The 20864-nt window shown below is 68.2% G+C and carries 20 protein-coding genes; 12 read left to right on the top strand and 8 right to left on the bottom strand.

Annotation, left to right across the window (positions count from 1 at the left end; translation table 11 throughout):
- Positions 1 to 21: 21 nt before the first annotated feature.
- Both WKC72_RS31260 and ilvA read left to right on the top strand, forming a co-directional pair.
- Entirely contained in the window at positions 22 to 1194 is a 1173-nt protein-coding gene (locus WKC72_RS31260) for a cystathionine gamma-synthase (RefSeq protein ID WP_037231489.1), read from the top strand.
- A gap of 74 nt (positions 1195 to 1268) precedes the next feature.
- A complete protein-coding gene (gene ilvA, locus WKC72_RS31255; protein WP_037231491.1) occupies positions 1269 to 2501 on the top strand; it encodes a threonine ammonia-lyase in 1233 nt (410 codons plus the stop codon).
- A gap of 6 nt (positions 2502 to 2507) precedes the next feature.
- Here the strand turns inward: ilvA and WKC72_RS31250 are convergent, their stop codons facing one another.
- Both WKC72_RS31250 and WKC72_RS31245 read right to left on the bottom strand, forming a co-directional pair.
- Positions 2508 to 3278: an FAD:protein FMN transferase gene (locus tag WKC72_RS31250; protein ID WP_037231494.1), complete on the bottom strand. Its 771-nt coding sequence runs from the start codon at positions 3276 to 3278 to the stop codon at positions 2508 to 2510.
- A 25-nt stretch (positions 3279 to 3303) separates the two neighbouring features.
- Complete coding sequence (locus WKC72_RS31245) at positions 3304 to 3495, bottom strand: hypothetical protein (protein ID WP_009479096.1); 192 nt, start codon at positions 3493 to 3495, stop codon at positions 3304 to 3306.
- Positions 3496 to 3759: 264 nt separating this feature from the next.
- Here WKC72_RS31245 and WKC72_RS31240 point away from each other — a divergent pair, with 264 nt between their 5' ends.
- The gene (locus WKC72_RS31240; protein ID WP_112299089.1) at positions 3760 to 5109 is read left to right on the top strand and encodes a bifunctional lytic transglycosylase/C40 family peptidase; all 1350 of its coding nucleotides are present in this window, start codon (positions 3760 to 3762) and stop codon (positions 5107 to 5109) included.
- A gap of 79 nt (positions 5110 to 5188) precedes the next feature.
- Here WKC72_RS31240 and greA read toward each other — a convergent pair whose 3' ends face one another.
- The gene (gene greA / locus WKC72_RS31235) at positions 5189 to 5683 is read right to left on the bottom strand and encodes a transcription elongation factor GreA (protein ID WP_005238978.1); all 495 of its coding nucleotides are present in this window, start codon (positions 5681 to 5683) and stop codon (positions 5189 to 5191) included.
- 227 nt (positions 5684 to 5910) lie between these two features.
- Positions 5911 to 6336, bottom strand: coding sequence for a DUF4307 domain-containing protein (locus tag WKC72_RS31230; protein WP_128639261.1), 426 nt, complete (start codon positions 6334 to 6336; stop codon positions 5911 to 5913).
- 191 nt (positions 6337 to 6527) lie between these two features.
- Between WKC72_RS31230 and mca the strand changes: the two genes are divergently transcribed.
- From mca to WKC72_RS31215, 3 genes are read left to right on the top strand one after another with little or no spacing between them, the layout of a single operon-like run.
- Positions 6528 to 7406, top strand: a complete 879-nt coding sequence (gene mca / locus WKC72_RS31225; RefSeq protein ID WP_037231689.1) for a mycothiol conjugate amidase Mca — start codon at positions 6528 to 6530, stop codon at positions 7404 to 7406.
- Positions 7403 to 7723, top strand: coding sequence for a hypothetical protein (locus WKC72_RS31220; RefSeq protein WP_025432157.1), 321 nt, complete (start codon positions 7403 to 7405; stop codon positions 7721 to 7723). The genes mca and WKC72_RS31220 overlap by 4 nt, the downstream gene beginning before the upstream one ends.
- A 17-nt stretch (positions 7724 to 7740) precedes the next feature.
- Positions 7741 to 9756: a thioredoxin domain-containing protein gene (locus tag WKC72_RS31215; protein ID WP_370180700.1), complete on the top strand. Its 2016-nt coding sequence runs from the start codon at positions 7741 to 7743 to the stop codon at positions 9754 to 9756.
- A 6-nt stretch (positions 9757 to 9762) separates the two neighbouring features.
- On the opposite strand, the gene WKC72_RS31210 is transcribed toward WKC72_RS31215, so the two are convergent.
- A complete protein-coding gene (locus WKC72_RS31210) occupies positions 9763 to 10431 on the bottom strand; it encodes a hemolysin III family protein (RefSeq protein ID WP_009479104.1) in 669 nt (222 codons plus the stop codon).
- Positions 10432 to 10592: 161 nt separating this feature from the next.
- Between WKC72_RS31210 and WKC72_RS31205 the strand changes: the two genes are divergently transcribed.
- Complete coding sequence (locus WKC72_RS31205) at positions 10593 to 11360, top strand: isoprenyl transferase (protein WP_112299092.1); 768 nt, start codon at positions 10593 to 10595, stop codon at positions 11358 to 11360.
- A 41-nt stretch (positions 11361 to 11401) separates the two neighbouring features.
- Here WKC72_RS31205 and coaA read toward each other — a convergent pair whose 3' ends face one another.
- Complete coding sequence (gene coaA, locus WKC72_RS31200; RefSeq protein ID WP_005253716.1) at positions 11402 to 12334, bottom strand: type I pantothenate kinase; 933 nt, start codon at positions 12332 to 12334, stop codon at positions 11402 to 11404.
- Between the two features lie 169 nt (positions 12335 to 12503).
- Between coaA and WKC72_RS31195 the strand changes: the two genes are divergently transcribed.
- From WKC72_RS31195 to WKC72_RS31180, 4 genes are all read left to right on the top strand, one after another.
- Complete coding sequence (locus tag WKC72_RS31195) at positions 12504 to 13724, top strand: DUF885 domain-containing protein (RefSeq protein ID WP_370180699.1); 1221 nt, start codon at positions 12504 to 12506, stop codon at positions 13722 to 13724.
- Between the two features lie 66 nt (positions 13725 to 13790).
- On the top strand, positions 13791 to 15086 hold the full coding sequence (gene glyA / locus WKC72_RS31190; protein WP_370180698.1) for a serine hydroxymethyltransferase: 1296 nt from the start codon (positions 13791 to 13793) through the stop codon (positions 15084 to 15086).
- Between the two features lie 47 nt (positions 15087 to 15133).
- A protein-coding gene (locus tag WKC72_RS31185) for an IS5 family transposase (protein WP_370180697.1) occupies positions 15134 to 16043 on the top strand; the annotation gives its coding sequence in 2 pieces (ribosomal slippage) (positions 15134 to 15490 and positions 15492 to 16043; 909 coding nt in all).
- A gap of 308 nt (positions 16044 to 16351) precedes the next feature.
- On the top strand, positions 16352 to 17719 hold the full coding sequence (locus tag WKC72_RS31180; protein ID WP_037231509.1) for a PhoH family protein: 1368 nt from the start codon (positions 16352 to 16354) through the stop codon (positions 17717 to 17719).
- Positions 17720 to 17782: 63 nt separating this feature from the next.
- On the opposite strand, the gene WKC72_RS31175 is transcribed toward WKC72_RS31180, so the two are convergent.
- Together WKC72_RS31175 and WKC72_RS31170 are read right to left on the bottom strand one after the other, a co-directional pair.
- Entirely contained in the window at positions 17783 to 18214 is a 432-nt protein-coding gene (locus WKC72_RS31175; RefSeq protein ID WP_011597956.1) for a limonene-1,2-epoxide hydrolase family protein, read from the bottom strand.
- A 26-nt stretch (positions 18215 to 18240) separates the two neighbouring features.
- Positions 18241 to 19851 carry a serine hydrolase gene (locus WKC72_RS31170; RefSeq protein ID WP_370180696.1) on the bottom strand — a complete coding sequence of 537 codons (1611 nt, stop codon included), beginning with the start codon at positions 19849 to 19851 and terminating at the stop codon, positions 18241 to 18243.
- A gap of 150 nt (positions 19852 to 20001) precedes the next feature.
- On the opposite strand from WKC72_RS31170, the gene WKC72_RS31165 reads away from it, so the two are divergent.
- Positions 20002 to 20859 (top strand): acyl-ACP desaturase, encoded by an 858-nt coding sequence (locus tag WKC72_RS31165; protein ID WP_112299149.1) that lies wholly within the window; start codon positions 20002 to 20004, stop codon positions 20857 to 20859.
- Positions 20860 to 20864: the final 5 nt, after the last annotated feature.

Raw genomic sequence — 20864 nt, 5'->3', positions numbered from 1 at the left:
GTCCCCACTAGGCTGGGGGCCATGAGTGAGCAGCGCAGCAAAGCGGACAACATCAGCTGGCAGGGGTTCTCCACCAAGGCCGTGCACGCAGGATTCGACCCGGACCCGCAGACGGGCGCCGTCAACGTCCCGATCTACGCCAGTTCGACGTTCGCGCAGGACGGCGTCGGCGGCATGCGTAACGGATTCGAATACGCCCGCACCGGCAACCCCACCCGACGACCGCTCGAGGCCAACCTCGCCGCCCTCGAGTCGGGCACGTACGGTCGCGCCTTCGGCTCGGGCATGGCCGCCACCGACTGCCTGCTCCGTGCCGCGCTCCGCCCCGGCGACCACCTCGTCATCCCGAACGACGCCTACGGCGGAACGTTCCGCCTGATCGACAAGGTCTTCACCCAGTGGGGCATCGAGTACACGCCCGCCGCGGTGTCCGACGTGGACGCGGTCCGGGCCGCGATCCGGCCTAACACCAAGCTCGTGTGGGTCGAGACGCCCACCAACCCGCTCCTCAACATCGGTGACATCGAGGCACTGTCCGACGTGGCACACGACGCCGGCGCGAAGATCGTCGTCGACAACACGTTCGCCTCGCCGTACCTGCAGCAGCCGCTGCAGCTCGGCGCCGACATCGCGCTGCACTCGACCACCAAATACATCGGCGGACACTCCGACGTCGTCGGCGGCGCACTCGTCACCAATGACGAGGAGCTCGACACGGCCTTCGCGTTCCTACAGAACGGTGCAGGCGCGGTCCCCGGGCCCTTCGACGCGTTCCTCACGCTCCGCGGCATCAAGACCCTCTCCCTGCGCATGGAGCGGCACAGCGACAACGCCGAGAAGGTCGTCGAACTGCTCACCGGGCACCCCGCGGTGTCGCAGGTCATCTACCCCGGACTCGAGTCGCACCCCGGCCACAAGGTCGCGGAGAAGCAGATGCGCCGCTTCGGCGGCATGATCTCGGTCCGCCTCGCCGGCGGCAAGCAGGCCGCGCTGGACTTCTGCTCGCGCACCGAGATCTTCACGCTGGCCGAGTCGCTCGGCGGCGTCGAATCGCTGATCGAACACCCGGGCGCCATGACCCACGCCTCGACCGCCGGTTCGCTGCTCGAGGTCCCGGACGACCTGGTGCGGCTGTCCGTCGGCATCGAGGATGCCGCCGACCTCGTGGGCGACATCGAGCAGGCTCTGAAGTAGCAGGCGGCTCCGCCGCCCGTGAGTAGTTGACGAGTCTCTGGACTCCTTAACCACTCACGGGCGCGGAGCGCCCTATGCTGGCCCGCGTGGAGCCTGTCACGCTGGATCAGATCAGAGCAGCTCGTAAGCTGCTGGACCCCGTCATGCGCCGGACGCCGGTGATCGCGTCCCGGGCGCTGTCGGAACGATGCGGGCACGTCGTGACGCTGAAGTGCGAAAATCTGCAGCGCACAGGGTCTTTCAAACCCCGTGGTGCATACAACCGGATCGCGAATCTGTCGGTCGCCGAACGGGCCTGCGGGGTCGTGGCGGCGAGCGCGGGCAATCACGCGCAGGGCGTGGCCTGGGCGGCCACCGAGCTGGGCATCCCGTCCACCGTCTTCATGCCCACGGGTGCACCCCTGCCGAAACTCGTCGCCACCAAGGCGTACGGCGCCACCGTCCACTTGACCGGCGACACCGTGGACGACGCGCTCGTCGCTGCGAAGGAGTTCGCGGACGAGACCGGCGCCGTCCTCATCCATCCCTTCGATCACGTCGACATCGTCGCCGGGCAGGGGACCGTGGGGCTCGAGATCCTCGAGCAGGAACCCGACGTCGGCACCCTCGTCGTCCCGACCGGCGGTGGTGGGCTGATCGCGGGCATCGCCGCGGCGGTGAAGGCCACCCGGCCCGACGTGCGGATCGTCGGCGTCCAGGCCGAGCAGGCGGCCGCCTGGCCGCGTTCGCTGGCCGAGGGCCGCCCGATTCCGCTGGAGACCATGTCGACCATGGCCGACGGCATCGCGGTCGGCCGGCCCGGCGACGTGCCGTTCGCGCACGTCGGCTCGCAGGTCGACGCCATCGTCACGGTCAGTGAGGACGCTCTGTCCCGGGCGCTGCTCCTGTGCCTCGAACGCGCGAAGCTCATCGTGGAGCCTGCGGGCGCGGCGGCGGTGGCCGCGCTGATCAGCTGCTCGACGGAAGAGCTGGGACTCACCGGGAAGGTCTGCGCGGTGCTGTCCGGCGGCAACATCGACCCGTTGCTGCTCACGCACGTCGTCAATCACGGTCTCCGGGCGGCCGGACGGTATCTCGGTGTGCACGTGACCATTCCGGACCGACCGGGTGGTTTGGTCAGCCTCCTCGGCGTGATCAGCGGCAACGGCGCCAGCGTCGTGGACGTCGTTCACTCCCGCACCGGCGGCGCGCTCGCGCTCGACGAGGTGGAGGTGTTCCTCACCGTCGAGACCCGTGGTCCCGGCCACCGGCAGGATCTCCTCGACGCCCTGCGTGACGCCCAGTACGCGGTTCGCCTGCAGGAGTAGCCGGATCTAGCTCGGCCATCCGCCGAGGGTGATGACCCGGAACTCCTGATCCACCAGCCGGGCCGGCAGTTCGAGGGTGGTGAGCCAGTCGATCGCACCGCCGCCCATGCCGACCGCCGCCGTACTGGACGCGTGCGCGGTGGTGCATGACTCGGCCACCACGGACACTGTCCGCCACAACGAGATCGAGTCGGGGTGGAGGGGCTTGACGGTGCTGGCGGTCGCGACGGCCGCACCCGACGGGATCGACACCTGGCAGGTGGGGTCGCCCGGCAGGTCCTGGACCTGGACCTGCCAGCCGCCCGGTGGCGTGGTCCCGGCGGTGGCGATGTCTCCGCCGAGCGCCACCAGGACGCCACACCCGAGCAGCTCGGCTGTCGTCGACGCGCAGTGGTCGGCGGAACTCGCCCGTGCGGTGGCCGTCAGGTCGAGCTCCACACCGGACGGGAGCGTGACCTCGGTGCCGTCGACGGTGATCGACCGCCACGACTGGGGTGCGGGTGCCGACGCAGTGGGGTCGAGTGCGCCCTCCGTGGTGCGTGCGGCGGCGAGGGCGTCGGTGAGGAACCGCGCGAACATCGGTGTGACCGTGTTCGGGCCCGCGTCGAGCGAGCGGATCTCGGCGTCCGCGCGGTCCCGGTTGACGGCGGCATCGGCGGCCGCGAGGTAACCGCGGATCAGGTTCGACGCCGAGCTCAGGGCGTCGGGGTCGGTGACGACGATGCGTGCGTGCACACCCCAGGTGGACCATTCGGTTGCGCTGCGTGCACTGGTCATGTGGTGGATCTCCGGTCGCGGGATCTCAGGAACCGCTGGACACGGCGTCCGGCGCGCCGAATCCTGCCGAGACGAGGGGCGCTGCCACCGTCGAATCGGGGGTCGCGGGGTCCGCTGCTGCCGCCATGCCGCCACCGGCGACCAGTCCGGCGATTCCGGCTGCCGCGAGGACGCGGCGAACGGGAAGCAGGCGGGAAATCCGTCGGTCTTCACTCATGCCGACCAGCTTCCCCGAAGAACCTTAGAACAACCTGGGAAGAATCTGTCTCTCGTCGTGGAGTGCGCAGGAGTGCAGCGCACGCCCGGCGAGTCGCCTGCAGTCCTGCGCAGTCCGCCCCGGCAGCCGCGATTCGCCAGGTGCCGCTCTCCCGCAGGTCACGGTAGGAAACGGATCAATCCCGCAGAATCGCCTCGCATCTGCTGTGCCCCGTCGTAACGTGAACTCACTCGGTTAGGTGCACCGAGGAGGAGGAGCGCACGTATGTCAGTTGATGCAGCGGCGATCATCGTGGCGATCACCACCGCAGCGGGGGCCATCGTTCAGGGAGCGGACATACCGCAGCCGGTGAAAGATCAAGCAGCAGAAGCAATTCAGGTGGTCGAGCAGGCCTCACCCGACGTTCAGAAACAAGTAAACGACGCGATATCGACCCTCCCGGAACCGGCCCGCGTGCAGGCCGAGCAGATGGTGGCGCAGGCCTCGGATGTGGTGAAGCAGGCAACCGACCCCTACATTCCGCCGCCGCCCGCCGTCGAGGCGGCACCGCCTCCTGCCCCGGTTCCCCCACTGGCACTCCCGGACACGCCGCTCGACCAACCCCCCGCGATGAGCGCCCCCGACGTCGGAACGGCGATCGGGGGCCTTGCCGCTCTGCCGGGGGTCCCGGCCCTGATCAGCGGACTCGGATCGCTGATCCCGTCCGTCCCCGCCGGTTTCCCCGGGGTGTCGCTCGCGCCGGTCGGTGCCATCGCCGTCTTCGCGCCGTGGATCCGCAAGGCCGGGTCGCTGTGCGAGGGCATCAAGCCGCCGACGCTGGCGGCCCTGTACTCGGTCGAGAACGGTTTCCGCTACGGCGCGACCTCACCCGTGTCCCGGGCAGGAGCCCGCGGTCCCGGTCAGTTCATGCCCCCTGCCTGGGCCAAATACGGCAAGGACGCGGACGGCGACGGCAAGGTCGACATCAACGGTGTCGCCGACCCGATGATGGCGTCCGGTCAGATGCTGTGCGACCTGTTCGGGCAGATCGAGGGGTGGAAGAAGGAGGGTGTGGTCAAGGGCGACACCCTCGACCTCACGATCGCCGCCTACAACGCCGGGGCGGGTGCGGTCCGGACCGCCGGTGGCATGCCCGCCGGCAAGTTCGACTACGAGCACGAAACGCAGCCGTACGTCGCACGGATCCGATCACTGGAGGAATCGTTCGCGCGGATGCTGTCGCCGTTCTTCTACGGTGCGGCCGCCGGTGACACGAGCCGCGTCGTCGAAGCGGCCATGCGGTTCATCGGTCTGCCGTACGTGTGGGGCGGCGGCAACATCAACGGACCGTCCGGCGGCGGTTTCGACTGCTCGGGTCTGACGTCGTTCGCCGTGTACGCCGCAACCGGCGTCACATTGCCCCGCACGTCGGAAACGCAGTGGAAAGTCGGTGTGGAGGTGCCGCTGTCGCAGGCCAGGCCCGGAGACCTGCTGTTCGGCAACTGGCAGTCGGGTGGTCCGGGACACGTGGCGATCTACGTCGGAAACGGCCAGATGCTGCACGCCCCGACGACGGGCGACGTGGTGCGCATCGGTCCCGTGTTCGCCGACATGAAGGCCCGCAGGGTCTTCTGATTCACGCACAGGCGTCAATGCAGAAAACTCCGGCCCGGGCGCTGGGCCCGGACCGGAGTTTTCGGCGGTGGATCCGAGATCAGCTGTGGTACGGCTCCGCGCTGACGAGCGTCACCTTCATGCTGCTGCCGTTGGGCAGCGTGTATTCGCGGGTTTCGCCGACCTTCGCCTCGAGCAGTGCGCCACCCAGCGGGGAGTTGGGGGAGTAGACCTCGAGCTTGTTGTCGCGTGCACCCTCTTCGCGGGTGGCGATCAGGAATGTCTCGGTGTCCTTCTCGTCGCCGTCGTAGTACACCTTCACCACGGAACCGGGCAGTGCGACACCGGACTGGGTGGGCGCTTCGCCGACCTTCGCGCTGTTCAGGAGTTCCTGAAGCTGGCGGATGCGTGCCTCCTGCTGACCCTGCTCTTCGCGGGCCGCGTGGTAGCCACCGTTCTCCTTCAGATCGCCCTCTTCGCGACGCTCGTTGATCTCGGCGGCGATGACCGGACGATTGGCAATGAGCTGGTCGAGTTCGCTCTTGAGCCTGTCATGTGACTCCTGGGTCAGCCAGGTCACCTGGGTCTCGGTCATCTCGATCACTCCCTCGTAGTTGGAGCCGCCGGGCTCCCTCGACAGACCACTGCAACAGCAGTGATCAACGGCTCGGCGCAATGCGACGGCCGGGGCCGTTCGTTTTCCGCCTTGCCGCCAATGCAGCAATACACGGTTCCAAACCGGAACCGTGTACCAGGCGATTCTAGCACGATCGGGGAGTGCAAACCCCTAATAACCCGAACGGTCGCTCGGGTGTGCTGGTCTCAGCCGCCGGTCAGATAGGCGGGAACGTCCAGGCTGCAGCCGTAGATGTCACCCATCGCGGGCGGGCGCGACGTGTAGACGGGGGCGGTGACTTTCACCGTCTGGTCTTCGCCGCCGGCGATGTAGACCTCGCGGCGGCCGGTCTCGGAACCGTCCTTGGAGCGGGAGCGGACGATGCAGACCGCCGCCTGGGACGGATCCTCACGGGTGACGGTGAACGTGATGTCCAGCTGCGAGTCGCTCACCAGATCGAACGACGTGGCTTCACTGTCGATCTCGGAGACGGCGAACTTGTTGTATGCGACGACCGCCACGATCACGCCCACGACCACGACCGCCGCGGAAAGGGCCCACACGAGCCAGCGCTTCGGGCGCGCAGGCTTTGCCGCGGCTGTGTATCGGCCCGGGGGAAGCGTTCTCGTCATCTCTCAACTCTCGTACCGCTCCGGTTCCACGTAACTCACAGCACTCGAGCGGGGGCACGGCTGCAAGCGGAACTCTCGGGTGGAACTATAGAGGACGTGCGTCAGTGCGCCGTCAGCGATGGCGGAGGGCGAGAGCGTGCGACACGGACAAGCCGGCAACGGCTACTGGCGAAGTTGAGGTGAACGAATACGTGAGCGGATTCCGGCTCATGGCCGTCCATGCCCATCCCGACGACGAGTCGAGCAAGGGTGCCGCGACAACGGCCCGTTACGCCGCAGAGGGCAACGAAGTGAAGGTCGTGACGTTGACCGGGGGTGAACGTGGCGACATCCTCAACCCCGCGATGGACGTGCCCGGGGTGCGTGACCGCATCCACGAGGTTCGCATCGAGGAGATGGCCGAGGCGGCGCGCATCCTCGGAGTCCAGCACCAGTGGATGGGATTCGTCGACTCCGGTCTACCCGAGGGCGACCCGAAACCGCCGCTGCCGGAGGGCTGCTTCGCGCTCGTTCCGCTCGAGGAGTCGACCGAGGCACTGGTGCGTGCGATCCGCGAGTTCCGTCCGCACGTCATGACCACGTACGACGAGAACGGCGGCTACCCGCACCCCGATCACATCCGTTGCCATGAGGTGTCGATGGCCGCGTACGAGGCCGCTGCCGACCCGGAGCGGTTCCCCGACGCCGGGGAACCGTGGAAGGTGCAGAAGGTCTACTACTCGCACGGCTTCATCCGGAAGCGTCTGCTGCAGTTCCAGGAGGAGTACGACCGCCGCGGCGAAGAGTTCCCGATGGCCGAGTGGCTCAAGAAGTGGAAGACCGAGCAGGGCGACCTGATGGCACGCGTCACCACCCAGATCACGTGCGGCGACTACTTCCCGCAGCGCGACGACGCGTTGCGGGCCCACGCGACGCAGATCGACCCGAACGGCTCGTTCTTCGCGGTTCCGCTCGAGATTCAGCAGAAGATCTGGCCGACCGAGGAATTCGAGCTCGCCAAGACCCGCGTCACCACCTCCATCCCGGAGAACGACCTGTTCGCGGGCATCCATGAGGACGGACAGCAGTGAATGCGTTGACGGTGAGCATCGTGGCCGGCGCGGCGGACGTCCTGGCGCAGACGCCGAGCACCCCGTCCGGTCCCGAGTTCGGCAAGGCGTCGCCCATCGGCCTCGTCGTCATTCTCGCGCTGCTCGCGGGTGTGGTGCTGCTGGTGCGGTCGATGAACAAGAAGCTCAAGAACCTGCCCGAGACGTTCGAGCCGGAGCACCCCGAACCGGACCAGGAAGTGGACGAGGGCACCGACCGCGGCGCGATCCACGGTGGCGGGCCGAGCAGCACCGAACCGCCGAAGCCCACGGACACCCCGCCGAACCTGCAGAAGTAGTCGAACAGGAGCTGGACATGGACCCACGCGCGCAGAACACACTCGGTGGGTCCACCAGCCCCTATCTGCGACAGCACGCCGAGAACCCCGTGCACTGGCAGCAGTGGGGTCCGGAGGCGACCGAGTGGGCGCGCGAGCGGGACGTTCCGATCCTGTTGTCGATCGGATACTCGGCGTGCCACTGGTGCCATGTGATGGCCCACGAGTCCTTCGAGGACGAGGCGGTGGCGTCGCTGATGAACGAGCATTTCGTGTGCGTCAAGGTGGACCGCGAGGAGCGTCCCGACCTCGATGCCGTGTACATGAACGCCACGGTCGCGATGACCGGCCAGGGTGGCTGGCCGATGACGTGCTTCCTCACCCCCGGCGGCGCCCCGTTCTACTGCGGCACCTACTACCCGGCCGAGCCGCGTGGCGGCATGCCGTCCTTCACCCAGCTGCTGAGTGCCATCGCCGACACGTGGCGGGACCGCCGCGGTGACGTCGACGACGCGGCCGCCTCCGTGGTCGCCGAGCTGCGGCGGGGCGCCGGCGGCATCCCCGAGGGCGATGTCCGGGTGGACGCGGCCCTGCTCGACGCGGCCGCCGGAGCCGTGCTGCGGGACGAGGACGCCGACCGCGGCGGGTTCGGGGGAGCCCCCAAGTTTCCGCCGTCCGCGCTGATGGAAGGCCTGCTGCGCACGTACGAGCGGTCCGGCGACGACGACGTGCTCGGTGTCGTGGCGCGGACGGCGTCGGCGATGGCGCGCGGCGGCCTCTACGACCAGCTCGGCGGCGGTTTCGCCCGGTACTCGGTCGACGCCGCGTGGGTGGTGCCGCACTTCGAGAAGATGCTCTACGACAACGCCCAGCTGCTGCGCGCCTACGCGCACCTGGGCCGGCGCACGGGCTCGGACCTGGCCGCCCGTGTCACCGAGGAGACCGTCGAGTTCCTGCTGCGCGATCTGCGCACCGACAACGGGTCGTTCGCGTCCGCCCTCGACGCCGACACCGAGGGCGTTGAGGGACTCACGTACGTGTGGACCCCCGAGCAGCTCGTCGAGGTTCTCGGTACCGAGGACGGGGAGTGGGCGGCCCGGGTGTTCGCGGTGACCGCCGACGGCACGTTCGAGGCAGGCACGTCCGTCCTGCAGCTTCCGCGCGATCCGGACGACTGGGACCGCTGGCGCCGGATCCGGGACACGCTGCTTGCCCGGCGTGCGACGCGGCCGCAGCCGGGGCGCGACGACAAGGTGGTCACCGCCTGGAACGGCCTCACGATCACCGCGCTCGCCGAGGCCGGCGCCGGGCTCGGCAGGCCGGAGTGGGTGGCCGCCGCCGCGGACTGCGCGCGTGCGGTCCTGGGATTGCACGTCGTCGACGGGCGCCTGCGGAGGGCGTCCCTGGGAACGTCGGTGGGCGAATCGGCCGGGGTGCTCGAGGACTACGCCTGCCTGGCGACGGGCCTCCTCGCGTTGTATCAGGCGACCGGCGACAGCGAGTGGCTGACGCACGCGCAGGCGCTGCTGGACAGCGCCCTGATCCATTTCGCCGACGACGAGCGGCCGGGCAGCTGGTTCGACACCGCCGACGACGCCGAGTCCCTGGTGACCCGTCCCCGCGACCCGGTCGACGGTGCGACGCCGTCCGGGGCGTCGTGTCTGGTCGAGGCACTGCTCACCGCGGTCGCGGTGGCCGACGGGGAGGCGTCGGGACGTTATGCGACCGCGGCCGCCGAATCGCTCGACCGGGTGGCCCTGCTGCTGGAGCGGGCACCACGATCGGCCGGGCACTGGCTCGCGGTCGCGGAGGCGTCGGTGCGCGGCCCGATCCAGGTGGCCGTGGCAACCGACGGCGACTCCATCCTGCTCCGGGAGGCGCGCAGACTCGCGCCCGGCGGTGCCGTCGTGGTCGGCGGCGAACCGGACTCGTCCCCGCTTCTCGCCGACCGGCCGCTGGTCGGCGGCGCGTCCGCGGCGTACGTCTGCCGCGGGTTCGTGTGCGACCGCCCGGTGTCGACGGTCGAGGATCTCGATGCCGCGTTGAGCCGGTAGTCCGGCCTACCGGAACACCACCAGCCACACGGCGATGTAGTGACACAGCGCCGCGATGACGGTGGCGGCGTGGAAGAACTCGTGATGCCCGAACGTGGTGGGCCAGGGGTTGGGCCACTTGGTGGCGTAGAGGATCGCGCCGACCGAGTAGAGGATGCCGCCGATCAGCAGCAGCACCATCGGGACGACGCCGACCTCGTGCGTCAGTTCGGGGGCTACCGGAACGATGGCCCAGCCGAGCAGCAGGTAGAGCGGCACTCCGACCCAGCGCGGTGCCGTCGGCCACAGCATCTTCAGCGCGACCCCGGCGAGCGCGCCCGCCCACACGACGATCAGCAGCGTCCGGCCCGTGTCGGGCGGAAGTCCCAGCACCGCGAACGGGGTGTAGCTGCCGGCGATGAACAGGAAGATCATCGAATGGTCCGCGCGCTTCATCCACGTGCGGGCCGAGACGGTGTTCCAGTGGATGCGGTGGTAGGTGGCGCTGACCCCGAACACACCGCACACCGTGAGGCTGTAGACGGCAGTGGCGAGCGCCGCTTCCCCGGACACCTGGGTGCCCGACAGCGTGACGAGGACGATGCCGGCGATCACGGAGACGCCGAACGCCCACAGGTGGATCCACCCTCGCAGTCGGGGCTTGACGGGCAATTCGTCGAGGCCGAAAGCGGTCACTGAACACCTCTTCTCGCTGTGCGTGGCGCTAACCTACGCAACCGTAGGTTAGCTTGTGGTGAGAGCGTACCCGTCGGTAGCAGGAAGTCGTGCGCTGTGTGACGGCCGTCGCGGATCACCTTCGGCTGCGGCGTAGTCTTGCGTGTCATGGTGATCTCCAGGTGAGTGCGCGAGGACTGCTGTACAGCATCTACGAGCGTCGGCTACTCAAGCGGCTCGACGGTCTACAGCACCCTCGGCACATTGCCGTGATGTGCGACGGCAACCGGCGGTGGGCCCGGGAGAACGGCTTCGAGGACGTCAGCCACGGCCACCGCATGGGCGCCCTGAAGATTTCCGAGATGCTCGGCTGGTGCGACGCCGCGGGCATCGAGATGGCCACCATCTACCTGCTGTCCACCGAGAACCTGCGCCGCGACCCGGAGGAACTCGACACCCTGCTCGAGATCATCACGGACGTCGTCGAGGAGATCTCCGGCCCGGACAAGAATTGGAGCGTCAAGATCGTCGGCGCCCTCGACCTCCTGCCCGCCGAACAGTCGCGGCGTCTGCGCGACGCGGCCGCCGGGACCGAGGGTCGCACCGGGACCCACGTCAACGTCGCGATCGGGTACGGCGGCCGTCAGGAGATCGCCGACGCCGTGCAGTCGCTGCTCAGTGAGAAGCTCCTCGCGGGACTGTCGGGGGACGCACTCGTGAAATCGATCACAGTCGACGGCATCGACGGTCACCTCTACACGTCCGGCCAGCCCGACCCCGACCTCGTGATCCGCACGTCGGGGGAGCAGCGGCTGTCGGGGTTCCTGCTGTGGCAGAGCGCCTACTCGGAGATCTGGTTCACGGAGGCGTACTGGCCCGAGTTCCGCCGCGTCGACTTCCTCCGTGCGCTCCGCGACTACGCCGCCCGGCACCGCCGCTTCGGCGTCTGACGTGAGTGGCGAAGCGTGCCGGAACACACTTCGCCACTCACCTACAGCTTCCGCAGCCGCAGCCGGTTGATCGAATGATTGGCGTCCTTGCGCAGCACGAGCGTCGCGCGCGGACGCGTCGGCAGGATGTTCTCCACGAGGTTCGGCCGGTTGATGTTGTGCCAGATCTCCTGAGCAGCAGCCGTCGCATCCCGATCGGACAGCCCGGCGTAGTGATGGAAGTGCGCGTCGGGGTCGGAGAACGACGTCTTCCGCAGCGCGAGAAAACGCTGGATGTACCAGTTCTCGATGTCCTCGATGCGGGCGTCGACGTAGATCGAGAAGTCGAACAGGTCCGACACCATCAGCCGCGGACCGGTCTGCAGCACGTTGAGGCCCTCGATGATGAGGATGTCGGGCTGCCGGATCAGGTGGTACTGGCCCGGGATGATGTCGTACGAGATGTGTGAATAGACAGGCGCGGCCACCTCTTCGGCCCCCGACTTCACCTCGGTGACGAACCGGAGCAGCTTGCGGCGGTCGTAACTCTCGGGAAAGCCCTTGCGGTGCATGATCCCGCGGCGGTTCAGCTCGGCCGTCTGGTAGAGGAAGCCGTCCGTCGTCACCAGGTCGACGCGCGGGTGGTGCTCCCAGCGCGCGAGGAGGGCCTGGAGGACACGGGCGGTGGTGGACTTGCCGACCGCGACACTGCCTGCGACGCCGATCACGAACGGCACCTGCTGGTCGGGGTGCTTCTCGCCGAGGAACGTCGCGGTCGCGGCGAACAGTCGCTGCCTCGCCGCGACCTGCAGGTGGATGAGACGCGACAGCGGCAGGTACACCTCCGCGACCTCTTCGAGGTCGATCTGCTCGCCGAGGCCCCGCAGCCCGTACAGCTCTTCCTCGGTGAGGACGAGTGGCGTCGACTTACGCAGTGTGCGCCACTGCTTCCGGTCGAATTCGACGTACGGACTGGACTCGCTCGTCCGCGCCATCAGTTCCGCTCACACTCGGGTACACGGGGGAGTGAGCGGTCCATGCCCAGAATCTCTGCCGTCGTCGTTGCGCTGGCGAGTAGCGGTTGCATAGTCGGATTGTGCTTGGTGCCACAGGCTGCGCTGTCGGCGGGTCGGGCAGACGCGTCTGCGACTAAGGTCGGACGGCATGGAATCCGTTTCGTTCGTACGCGAATACTTGCTGCTCGGGCTGGGTTTCGACCGGCTGGAGGAAGGATTCGTCGACGCGTATACCGGCGATCCCGCGCTGCGCAGGCAGGTGGAGAACGCGCCGAAGCCCGATCCGCGCGACCTCGCGCGCACGGCGGCGAACCTCCGCGCGGAACTGCCGTCGGCGGGTCTGTCCGAGGAACGGGCCCGGTTCCTCGACGTCCATCTCCGTGCCCTCGAATGCTCGGGGCGCAAGTTCGCGGGTGACGACGTCGGCTTCGTCGACGAGGTCGAGGCGTACTTCGACGTCCGCATCGAACGCGGCGACGAGGAGCAGTACCGGGAGGCGCACCGGAAGATGGACGCCGTGCTGCCCGGAACGGGCCCGCTCGCCGAACGCATCCGGGCCCACCGCGCGAAGGACGCGATCCCCGCGGAGCGGTTGCAGGAATGCGTCGACGCCTTCTCGAGCGCCCTGCGCGACCTCGTGCGGGAGCACTACGCACTGCCCGACTCGGAGGTCGTCGAGTACGAGGTGGTGGGCGACAAGCCGTGGTCGGGGTTCAACTACTACCTCGGCGACTACCGTTCCCGGGTCGCGATCAACTCCGACCTCGAGCAGCACATGTCGAACCTGCCGCGCCTGGTCGCCCACGAGTCGTACCCGGGCCACCACACCGAGCACTGCCGCAAGGAAGCCGGACTGGTCGGGTCGGGACAGCTCGAGCAGACGTTGTTCGTCGTCAACACCCCGCAGTGCCTGATGGCCGAGGGCCTCGCGGATCTCGCGCTCGAATCGATCGTCGGGTCCGACTGGGGGCTGTGGGCGCAGGAAATCTACGCCGACCTCGGCCTCCGATTCGACGGTGAGCAGGCACAACGCCTGTCCGGGGCGTCCGGGCAGCTGCTCGGTGTGCGGCAGGACGCCGCGATGATGCTGCACGACGAGGGTCGCAGCCACGACGACGTCGCGGCGTTCCTGCAGCAGTGGAGCCTGTCGACCCCCGAGCGTGCCCGGCAGTCGCTGCGCTTCCTGTCGTCGCCGCTGTGGCGGGCGTACACCAGCACCTATGTGGAGGGGTACCGCCTGCTCGGTGGCTGGCTGGCCGAGGTGCCCGTCGGCGCGGAGCGGTCGGAGCGGTTCCGTCGACTGCTCGACGAGCCGCTCGTTCCCAGCGTCCTGCGTGCCGGTGAGGGGTACCTCACCGCGGGCGGTTAGGAAGTCCTCACGGGTACTTCGTAGACTGGGAGCATTCGTTTCCGCATCCAGCTTGGAGATCCCTCGATGACCGCTGTGCCCGGTACCGACGTCAACACGGCCCCCCTCGCCGAACTCGACCCCGAAGTCGCCCAGGCCATGGCAGGTGAGCTGGCCCGTCAGCGCGACACGCTGGAGATGATCGCCTCGGAGAACTTCGTTCCCCGCGCGGTCCTCCAGGCGCAGGGCAGCGTCCTCACCAACAAGTACGCCGAGGGATACCCGGGTCGCCGCTACTACGGCGGTTGCGAGCACGTCGACGTCATCGAGGACCTCGCCCGCGCCCGCGCGAAGGAACTGTTCGGCGCCGACTTCGCGAACGTCCAGCCGCACTCCGGCGCACAGGCCAACGCGGCGGTCCTGATGGCCCTGATGAACCCCGGCGAGAAGCTCCTCGGCCTCGACCTGGCACACGGCGGCCACCTCACGCACGGCATGAAGCTGAACTTCTCCGGCAAGCTCTACGACGTCGAGTCGTACGGGGTCAGCAAGGAAGACCACCGCATCGACATGGACGAGGTCCGCAAGATCGCCGTCGCCGCGCAGCCGAAGGTCATCGTCGCCGGCTGGTCCGCGTACCCGCGTCACGAGGACTTCGCCGCGTTCCGTTCGATCGCCGACGAGGTCGGCGCGTACCTGTGGGTCGACATGGCGCACTTCGCGGGCCTGGTGGCGGCCGGGCTGCACCCGTCGCCCGTTCCCTACGCCGACGTCGTGTCCAGCACCGTTCACAAGACGCTCGGCGGGCCGCGCTCCGGCCTGATCCTCGCCAAGCAGGAGTGGGCGAAGAAGCTCAACTCCGCCGTCTTCCCCGGCCAGCAGGGCGGGCCGCTGATGCACGCCATCGCCGCCAAGGCCGTCTCCTTGAAGATCGCGGGTACCGAGGAGTTCAAGGACCGTCAGCAGCGCACCCTGACCGGCGCGAAGATCCTCGCCGAGCGTCTGACCGGCGCGGATGTCGTCGACAAGGGTGTCAGCGTTCTCACCGGCGGCACCGACGTGCACCTCGTGCTCGTCGACCTGCGCAACTCGCAGCTCGACGGCCAGCAGGGTGAGGACCTTCTCCACGAGGTCGGCATCACCGTCAACCGCAATGCGGTGCCGTTCGACCCGCGCCCGCCGATGGTCACGTCCGGCCTGCGGATCGGCACGGCGGCGCTCGCGTCGCGTGGGTTCGGGGACGAGCAGTTCACCGACGTCGCCGACATCATCGGCACCGCGCTCGCCGGATCGTCCGACGTCGAGACGCTGAAGTCCCGCGTGTCGAAGCTCGCCGCCGACTTCCCGCTGTACGAGGGTCTCGAGGACTGGCGCCTGATCTAGGGTGTGTCTCCCAATGATTTGTGGTGTTGTGCTGCAGACTCTTCGGTGTGGCAGACGTTGTTGATCGGTTTGAGGTGTTGACGGACAAGCAGTGGGAGTTGCTCGCGCTGCTGTTGCCCAGTTCCGATGGGCTCCGGGGGCGGAAGTTCCGGAACAATCGTGTGGTGGTCGAGGGGATGCTGTATCGACTGCGGACCGGGTTGCCCTGGCGAGATCTCCCGTCGCATTTCGGGCCGTGGAAGACGGTGTGGAAGCGACATCGCCGATACGCCGGAGACGGAACCTGGGATCGGGTGCTGACTGCTCTGGTCGCGATGGCCGACGCCGGCGGGAACCTGGACTGGGCGGTATCGGTCGATTCCACAGTGGTCCGTGTCCATCAGCACGGTGCGAACGCCGCCCGCCACACAGGGGGATCTACCGAATTACACGAACCTGCGTGACGAGCCTGCCGATCACGGCATCGGCCGGTCGAGGGGCGGGTTGACCAGCAAGGCGCACCTGGCGTGCGACGGTCACGGGCGCCCGCTGTCGGTGCTGGTCGGCCCAGGCCAAGCCGGTGACAGTCCGATGTTCGCCCACGTGCTGGAGGGCATCTGCGTGCCGCGGCTCGCGGGCGGAGCGCACCGCACGCGCCCCGACGAGGTCCGGGCCGACAAGGCGTACTCATCACGGGCAAACCGGGAACTGCTGCGAAGCAGAGGCATCAAGGCGGTGATCCCCGAGAAGACCGATCAGGCAGCGAACCGGGTGAACAAGGGCCGCGCGGGCGGGCGGCCACCGAACTTCGACCCGGAGTCCTACAAGGGGCGCAACGTGGTCGAACGGGCCTTCAACAAGGCGAAACAGTGGCGTGCGGTGGCCACTCGCTACGACAAACTCGCCCTCACCTACCGCGCCGGATTCCTGCTCGCCGGCATCGTCGAGTGGCTCAAGTTATTGGGAGACATGCCCTAGGCGGCTCCGCCGCCCGTGCGTGGCCTGCGAGTGCAGGGACTCGTTAACCACGCACGGGCGCCGCAGGCGCCTCCACGTAACTTGATGTTCACCGACACGCCCGCCGCTCGCACGGCCGTCCGGCGTGTTTGGCAGTACCGTCGGGGGTAACAGGCAGCGGGGAAGTTGCTTGTACGGGAGGTCCTGATCGTGGCTGACACACTCAGTGCGAGGGGGCCGGCGCCCGGCCCTCGTGTGGTGACACACCAGGGACGGACCGGTCCAGCGAACCGAGTTTGCGTGGGTGCCACGCAGACCTAGGAGCCAACGTGACTGCTTCACGCTCCGTCTCAGCCCGCGTCGGACGTTCGTCCGCCGCCCCCAGGAAATCGTCGGATTCTGCAGTTCGTACATTCGTACTCGACACCTCCGTACTGCTGTCCGATCCCTGGGCCGTCACCAGGTTCGCCGAGCACCGTGTGGTGCTTCCCCTCGTCGTGATCAGCGAGCTCGAAGGGAAGCGGCACCACCACGAGTTGGGATGGTTCGCAAGAGAATCGCTGCGCATGCTCGACGACCTCCGTCTGGAATACGGTCGTCTCGACCAGCCCGTGCCGATCGGCACCGAGGGCGGCACCCTGCAGGTCGAGCTGAACCACACCGACCCGTCGGTTCTCCCGGTCGGATTCCGCACGGACAGTAACGATTCGAGGATTCTGGCCTGCGCACTGAATCTGGAGGCCGAGGGTGGCGACGTCGTCCTGGTCAGCAAGGACATCCCGCTGCGGGTGAAGGCTGGTGCGGTGGGACTTCCCGCCGACGAATACCACGCCCACGACGTCGTTCCGTCGGGTTGGACGGGTATGACCGAACTGGACGTGGCGTCCTCGTCGATCGACGAACTGTTCTCCGAGGGTGTCGTCGATCTGGAGGAGGCCCGGGAACTTCCGTGCCACACGGGCATTCGGCTGCTGGGAGGTTCGTCGAGCGCGCTGGGCCGCGTGAACGCCGAGAAGCGGGTGCAGTTGGTGCGGGGGGAGCGTGAGGCCTTCGGTCTGCACGGACGTTCGGCCGAGCAGCGGATCGCCCTGGACATCCTGCTGGACGACAGTGTCGGCATCGTGTCGCTGGGCGGCAAGGCGGGCACCGGCAAGTCGGCGCTGGCGTTGACGGCGGGGCTGGAGGCGGTGCTCGAGCGTCGCACCCAGCGGAAAGTCGTTGTCTTCCGGCCGCTCTACGCGGTGGGCGGGCAGGAACTCGGCTACCTGCCGGGTAGTGAGAGCGAGAAGATGGGCCCGTGGGCCCAGGCGGTCTTCGACACTCTCGACGGCCTCGCCAGCACCGAGGTGATGGACGAGGTGATCAGCCGCGGCATGCTGGAAGTGTTGCCACTCACGCATATTCGCGGACGGTCACTGCACGATTCGTTCGTGATCGTGGACGAGGCGCAGTCGCTGGAACGCAACGTGCTGCTCACGGTGCTCTCCCGCCTCGGCACCGGCTCCCGGGTGATCCTCACCCACGACGTCGCGCAGCGCGACAACCTGAGGGTCGGACGTCACGACGGTGTGGCCGCGGTGATCGAGAAGCTCAAGGGGCATCCGCTGTTCGCGCACATCACGTTGACGCGCAGTGAGCGTTCGCCGATCGCGGCGCTCGTGACGGAGATGCTGGAGGAGTTCGGGCCGACGCCGTAGGCGCCTGCCCCGCAGCGTGTTCCGCCCGATGTCGCACGGTCCGTGCGGCATCGGGCGGAAACGTCAGAAGGCGCGCACGATCCCTTTGAGCGTGCCCCACAGGAAGTCCCGGCTGCTGAAGTAGTCGCGCCAGACGGCGATCTTGCCGTCCTTCATCTCGAACGTGCCGCACACCCAGAATTCGCTGCGCAGCCGCTTGTAGATCAGGACGTCCGTGCGTTCGGTCAGCACGGCCGTTCCGTCGCCGGCGATGTGGTGCAGACGCACGTCGAATCCGACACCGGGGCGGCTCATTCCGCGGAGAATCCGCATAACGGCGCCGAGCCCGCGGATCTTGGGCAGGGACACGTTGTGCCACACGATGTCCTGGTGCAGATACTGCTGCGCGGCGTCCGGGTCGCCGGCGACGAGCGCATCCAGGAATGCCCGGACCACCTGGACATCTGCCGTGTCGGTTCGAGCGGTTCCCGTGGGTGCGTGCGAGTTCGTGCTCATGGTCTTCTTCCCGTCGATGTGTCGGCTCAGCGGGCGAATGTCCCGCGGCCTTCCGTGTCGTAGTACTCGAGTGTGACGTTGTTGCCGGCGAACGTGGCCTTCGAGATGGTTCCGGGCGGGGCGTTCTCACCGCGGGGTGTGAAGGTGAAGGTGTCGCCGTCCCAGTGGGTGAGTGGGAAGGTCTGCCCGGCGGGCCCGAGCTGGAGCGTCAGCGCGCCGTTGCTCTCGGTGACGACGGCGGGGCCCCAATACGGGTTGCCGTAGGTGCCCGCGTAGGTCGGGAGGGGTTGCGGCGGTGCCGGGTTCGCGGGGGCCGTCTGGCCGACGAGACTGCCCTCGGGCTCGTCCATCGGCGCGATGGCCTGCCGGTACAGTGACCTCCAGTCCTCGCGGATCTCCCCGAACTGCACGAGGTCGGCGAACTCGGCGGTGAGGGACTCGGGGATGCCGATGGGCGACCCGTTGGCCAGGGCGACGATGGCGACGTCGGCGGACGGTATCGCGACGAAGTTCGTCGCCACCCCGAGCTGGAACCCGCCGGAGTGGCTGAGGGAGACCCGCCCTGCCGGGGTGGTCGAGACGTTGAACCCGTACCCGTACGACCCCGGCCGGCTGTCCATCGACCGCGGTGGGCTGGATACCATCTGAGGACTGACCGCGGGGAGCAGCGCTTCGGGGGACACGATCTCCTTGCCCTCGAACGTTCCGTCGGCCAGCAGCATCGCCAGCCATTTGCCCATGTCGTTGACGGACGAGCTCACTCCGCCTGCGGGGGACTGGGCGTCGGGGTCGCGCACCGCATCGGCGACGTACTTGCCGTCGACGAGTTGATGCGCGACTGCCCGGTCGCTGCGGGCCTGATAGTCGGCGAATCGAGAACTCGTGGACGACATCCCCAGCGGCTGGTAGATCGTCTGCTCGGACAGCGTCGCCCAGTCCGTCCCGGACGCCGCCGCGACAGCCTCCGCCGCCGCGGTGAGGCCGAAGTTGGTGTACTCGTAGGTGATCCGGAACGGGTTCAGCGGTTCGAGCCGGAGCTTGTCGAGCACCTGCTGCTGGTTGTACCCCAGGTCCTCGAGCAGATCGCCGGCATGATCGGGCAAACCCGACCGGTGCGAGTACAGATCACCCACCGTGACGTGCTCGGTGACCCACGGGTCGGCGAGCGCGAAACCGGGCAACTTCGACACCACGGGAGTGTCCCAGCCGATCACGCCGGCATCGACCTGATGGGCCACCACCGTGGACCCCACCGGCTTCGACATCGACGCCAGCTGAAACACGGTGTCGGCGTCCACTTTCTGATCGGTGCCCGCCTCGCGCACTCCGAACCCCTTCGCATAGACGGTCTGCCCACCGTGGACGACGGCGACCGCCATACCCGGAAGTCCGGAACTCTCCATCAACTCGTTCGCGAGGTCGTCGAGACGGCCCACGGCGTCGTCGATCTGACCGTCCGGGATGTCGACGCCCGCGACCGTGCCCGGGTTCGGCGGCTGGGAAGACTCCGAGGTGGGGGTTCCGCCGGACGTCGCGGCGGACCCGGAGTCGTTCGTGTCGGAGCCACAACCCGTCACGAGTGACCCGCCGAGCGCGAGAGCCGACAGGAGGATCGTCAGGTTCCGATGTCTGCGCATTGGTGATCCTCTGCTCGGGCCCGGGGAACACTGCCAGCCTAACGACTGCAAGTCCATGACCTGGCCGTTTTCGTCACAACACCGGCGTTGTTCCCGTCGAATTCACCGGTGGTCGACCCGGCGCCGGGTCGCGGACGCTACGGTGTGCGGATGCCGATTGAAAAGAATGACTCGCAGCTGCTCAGTGAGCTGGCCCCGGTAGTGGACGAGAACCTCACACGTCACATCGCCGAGGCGGACGGCTGGCAGCCGCACGATCTGGTTCCTTGGGACCAGGGCAAGAACTTTGCGTTCATGGGTGGAACGGATTGGTCGGCAGATCAGTCGACGCTGAGCGACGTCGAGGCGCTCGCGCTGACCGTGGGTGTGCTGGTGGCGGACAACGTCCCCGCGTACCACCGGGAGATCGCCAAGCACCTCGCCCTGGTGGGCCCGTGGTGGCGCTGGGTGGGTCGCTGGACCGCGGAGGAGAACCGGCACTCCATCGTGCTGCGGAACTACCTGATGGTGACGCGCGCCGTCGATCCCGTCGCCCTCGAGCGCGCCCGGATGGACGAGATGGTCCGCGGGTACGCGATGCCGCCGATGCACCTGCTCGAGATGCTCGCGAACTCCGCGTTCGAGGAGAAGGCCGCGGCAGTGCGTCATCACAACACGGCAGCGCTCGGCGAGGACGCGCTGGTGGCCGTGATCGCCGAGCGGCTGGCCACGGACGACGAACTGCAGTCGCTGTTCTACCGGAACATCGTCGAGGCCGCGTTCGAGCTGGTACCCGATCAGACGATGCGGGCCATCGCGTCGCGGATCGCCGCGTTCGACGTGCCGAGCGTGGCACTGCCCGGCGGAACCGACAGCACCGCGGTGCTCGCCGAGGCCGGCATCTACGACCCCGCCCAGCAGGGGGAGAAGGTCTTCGCCCCGCTGCTCCGCTCGTGGAACATCGCCGGGCGCGCCGATCTCGGCCCGGAGGGCGAGAAGGCCCGCGACGAGCTGTCCGCGCTGCTGTAGGACTT

The sequence above is a fragment of the Rhodococcus wratislaviensis genome, from assembly GCF_041228765.1.
Taxonomy (GTDB): Bacteria; Actinomycetota; Actinomycetes; order Mycobacteriales; family Mycobacteriaceae; genus Rhodococcus_F; species Rhodococcus_F wratislaviensis.
Note: the sequence above shows the minus strand (reverse complement) of the source record. Positions and strands in the feature narration are given on the sequence as shown.